3 protein-coding genes are annotated in these 3,827 nt (G+C 60.5%); all 3 read right to left on the reverse strand.

Features of this window, described 5'->3' with window-relative positions:
- Nucleotides 1-86: 86 nt before the first annotated feature.
- The 3 genes from EOA23_RS32460 to EOA23_RS32470 are packed head-to-tail and all read right to left on the reverse strand — an operon-like array spanning nucleotide 87 to nucleotide 3,681.
- A complete protein-coding gene (locus tag EOA23_RS32460; protein ID WP_127307077.1) occupies nucleotides 87-1,091 on the reverse strand; it encodes a site-specific integrase in 1,005 nt (334 codons plus the stop codon).
- A complete protein-coding gene (locus EOA23_RS32465; RefSeq protein WP_127307078.1) occupies nucleotides 1,088-2,452 on the reverse strand; it encodes a tyrosine-type recombinase/integrase in 1,365 nt (454 codons plus the stop codon). The genes EOA23_RS32460 and EOA23_RS32465 overlap by 4 nt, the downstream gene beginning before the upstream one ends.
- Nucleotides 2,449-3,681: a site-specific integrase gene (locus EOA23_RS32470; RefSeq protein WP_127307079.1), complete on the reverse strand. Its 1,233-nt coding sequence runs from the start codon at nucleotides 3,679-3,681 to the stop codon at nucleotides 2,449-2,451. Before EOA23_RS32470 ends, EOA23_RS32465 begins: the two co-directional genes overlap by 4 nt.
- Between the last annotated feature and the right edge of the window lie 146 nt (nucleotides 3,682-3,827).

A 3,827-nucleotide genomic window follows, 5' to 3' on the forward strand; every position in this document is an offset into this window, starting at 1 on the left:
AGTTATCCGCAGCAGCCCATAATGTGAAGGAACGTGACCAGATTGGCAGAAGTCCGGAGTTTCTGGCCACATTCCTCCGCATTATTTCAGAGCGTGTCGAGCCAGGCGAGAACGCTCGTATCGCGTTTCCATGAGGGCTGACGGCCGGGTGTTTCGGGCACGCCGACCTGCTCCAATGCCTTGCGCTTTGTTTCGAGGTTGGCTCTGGCGTAGTGGTTTGTCGTATCGAGGCTCACGTGACCGAGCCAGCTACGGATAACCGTGACGTCGACGCCCGCCGATATGAGGTGCACGGCGGTTGCGTGCCGGAAGGCGTGAGGTGTCACATGCTTGTCGCGTAGCGTTGGCGTGATCTCGGCCGCCGTCTTGACATAAGCGGCAAGCTTGAACCGGACCCCCGACGCGCTGAGCGGTTCGCCATAGCGGTTGACGAACAACCGCTGGTCTGGCGCCCGCGGTTGCCGTTCGAGCAGCTTCTTCAACAGCATCACGGTTTCCGGCCAGAGTGGGCAGATACGTTCTTTTCGACCCTTACCGGTCAGGCGCACGCAGCTTGGGTTTTCGAACCGGATCGCACCGGAGCACAGATCGAGCGCTTCCTGTATTCGCGCGCCGCTGTTGTAGAGGAATGAGAGCAGGGCGTGATCGCGCATGCCTTCGAGTGTCGAACGATCAGGCTGAGCCAGGATCGCCGTCACTTCCGCCGGGTCCAGATAGCAGGGCTCTGATACTGGTCCGCGCTTCACTGGAATGTTGAGGATTTCGACGCATTGGGCGATCAATCCGGGATCCTTGGTCGCAACGAAGTTGAAGAAGCTGCGTATCGCTGCAAGCCGGCAGTTGCGCGTGCCGATCGTGCCGCCGCGTTCGTGTTCGGCGTGACTGAGGAACGCAATAACCTCTCCGGCGGTCAGATCGGCCAGCGTGATCATCGCCACCTTCTTCCCTGCGCGTTTTGCAACGAACCGGAGGAAGAGCCGCCAGGCATCGCGATACGAACGCACCGTATGGATGGAGGCATTGCGCTGCTCGACCAGCCATTCGTAGAAGAACGCGCGCATCAGGTGTGGGAACCGATTGTTCCTGGTCATGCCCGCACCTCCGGCGCGATATTGAGGCATGGCGCACCAAGCACGCGGAACCGCTCATTGGCGTGATGTAGAAGGTCCTGCGTGACGGTGATGTAGACCAGGGTCGAGTGGATGTCCCGATGGCCAAGATAGGTTGCGAGGAACGGCAGTCGATCCTGCGGGTTGACGCCCGCCTTGTACCATTCGAGAATCCGGTTGACGACCATCGAGTGCCGCAGGTCGTGCAAGCGAGGTCCTGTTCGCCCCTGAGGCGGCTTCAGCCCGGCACGGCGTATGACATCAACAAGTAGCCAGGCGACAGCCTCTTTCGTATAGCGGTCGCCACGCTGTTCGTGCCAGAACAGGCCGGAGCGTGGATCATGAGATCCTCCGGCACGGCGGCGCGCTTCGATATATGATCGAAGCTCAACCATCACGCTGTCGGGAAGCGGCAGTATTCTGGTCTTGTAGAACTTGGTCTGCCGGATCGTGATCGTGCCACTCTGGAAGTCAACGTCACCCAGATCGAGGCGGGCGACTTCGCTTCGCCGCAGCCCTGCGCAATAGGCAAGCAACAGCATGGTGTAGATACTCAACGGGCGCATCGGTGCCCGTGGCGAGGGGTAAGAGCGGGCGATGTCGAGCATACGCCGCACGTCGGCTGGTGTGTAAATATGCGGTTTTCGCCAATGCCTGACCACTTCCTTTTCCGGGCGTGGGTCAGGTCGGCGGGGCGGGATTGATGGATCCTGATGGCGGAGGATTTTCGCAAGCACCCGCTTCAGCTTTTCGCACTCGTTCGGATGATTGCGCGTGGTTTTAGCCGCGGACCAGTGCTCGAGCATTACCCTGAGCGGCTGTTCCTGGAGCGCTGGGTTCAGCTGCAGGAACCGGTCGAACCGGGAGAGCCACACCGTTTGAGAGATGTACTTGTAACCGCGGTTGCGCATCAGCGTGACGTGATCGGCCATCATTTCGCCCAGCACGCTGCCGAATGGCTTGGGCTGGTATAGTTCGGCAAGCGCACTATCCGGATCGCGGGAGGCTAACGCCCGCCACACCGGCATGCACTGTTTGATATTGCATGCTTCACGCAGTACGGTGACGGGATTGCGTTCGATCGCTCCGGTGTCCTCAAGGTGATCGAGGAACCGGTCGATAATCCGGGTTCGGTGCAGCCGCGTCGTCGACGCCCACCGGCCCGGGGATACATGCAGCCAGGCCACCAGCATGTCCTTGTCGAGTTTGGTGTTTCGCTCGGCAACATCCTGGAAGATGTTGAGCGCCTGCCTGTAGTAGATGGGGCTATTCGTGGTGCGCAGGTTGAGGCCTGCAATGTACCGCGCGATCAACTGGCGCTCAGGGTCGGGCCAGATCGTCATGGCCGCACCTCCTGTCCCGGCACGTCGAGCGCGATGGCCCGGAGATCTTCGGTGGCAAGCTTCAGATAGGGGGCCGTGGATTCGGCAGAGCGATGCCCGAGCAGGTCGCCGATCACTTTCTGGGGCACAGCGGCGCGCAGCATTTCCACTGCACGTGCGTGGCGGAAGATATGGGAGCCGCTCTTGCCGACCGGCTTGACCCCGGCATCGCCAAGTCGCCGTCGCACCATGCTGGCCAGCAAGCCGAGTTTGCGATAGGGCGCACGTGTGCGGACGAAGATCTCGCGGGCGTCGGTCACAGGCCGCCCTGCCTGCAGATAGGCGAGAACCGCTTCACCCACCGGTTTCATCAATGGCAGGAATGAGCATGCCCGGGTCTTGGTATGCCTGATGCGGATCGATTCCGCCCGCCAGTCGATATCCTCGATCCGCAGATTGCAGATCTCGCCCGATCTCAGGCCATAGGTCGCAAGCAGTTGAAGGATGGCGTGGTCTCGCAGACCCACCGGCGTTTTATCCTCCCCCGAGGCCTGCAAAACCGCAGCGACCTGGTCCGGCGTAAGGATCGAAGGCACCCCCTCATAGGCATAGAGCAAGGGGGCGATCACGTGCGGCGATAAGTCGATTGCAGTGCGCCCTGTCCGATGGAGATAGCGCAACATCGAGCGAAGGCGCTCCGCCACATCCTTCACGGACCTGCGCGTCTGATGAGGGCTGCGCGTGTCCATGTAACAGTCGATGTCGCCCACGGTCATCGTCATCAGACTGTCGGGGCCGTGCCGATCGAGCTGCCAGCCCAGAAAGTTTCGGCCCTCCCACATCAATGCGTCGATGCTGGCCGAGGCAAGACCTCGCTCCTCGCGCAGCCAGGTCTCGTACTCGTCGCAGATCGCAAAGCGTAGCGTGTCAGCAGCGCAGGTCGCTTGCGGCACGGATGGCCATTGACCCTGTGCGAGCCGCAGCAACGCATGGATTCCAGAACGCGGAATGGAGTGCCAATTCCGCGCCGGTGCCCGACCATGGCGTTTGTGGAACATCGCAATCGCATATTGCAGGTACTGAGCCACCTGCGCCTCGGTCACCTCCGCAATCTCAATGTTCTGCTGCGCAAGGTATTCGACGAACCCGCGCGCATAGGCGCAGTAGTTCCCGATCACCACAGGGCTGTATCGTTGCTCGGTCAGTAAAATCCTGAGCTTTGAGATGGGTTCGTAATCGGCATTCAACATTATTGGTTCCTTTGCTGGTCAAAACGACAGCAAAGGTTCGACCGAAAATAATGCTGAGCAAATCCCGGTCCGCGAACGCCGCATCCAGCGGGTTTCAAGCGTTGTAGCCGCGTTCCTTCACATTATGGGCTGCTGCGGATAACTGA

The organism is Mesorhizobium sp. M2A.F.Ca.ET.042.01.1.1 (assembly GCF_003997405.1).
In the GTDB taxonomy this organism is placed as follows: domain Bacteria; phylum Pseudomonadota; class Alphaproteobacteria; order Rhizobiales; family Rhizobiaceae; genus Mesorhizobium.

Excerpts from the sequence above, each read along its gene's own strand:
- EOA23_RS32470 (WP_127307079.1), bottom strand. The coding sequence starts at position 3,681 with ATGTTGAATGCCGATTACGAACCCATCTCAAAGCTCAGGATTTTACTG.
- EOA23_RS32460 (WP_127307077.1), bottom strand. The coding sequence starts at position 1,091 with ATGACCAGGAACAATCGGTTCCCACACCTGATGCGCGCGTTCTTCTAC.
- EOA23_RS32465 (WP_127307078.1), bottom strand. The coding sequence starts at position 2,452 with ATGACGATCTGGCCCGACCCTGAGCGCCAGTTGATCGCGCGGTACATT.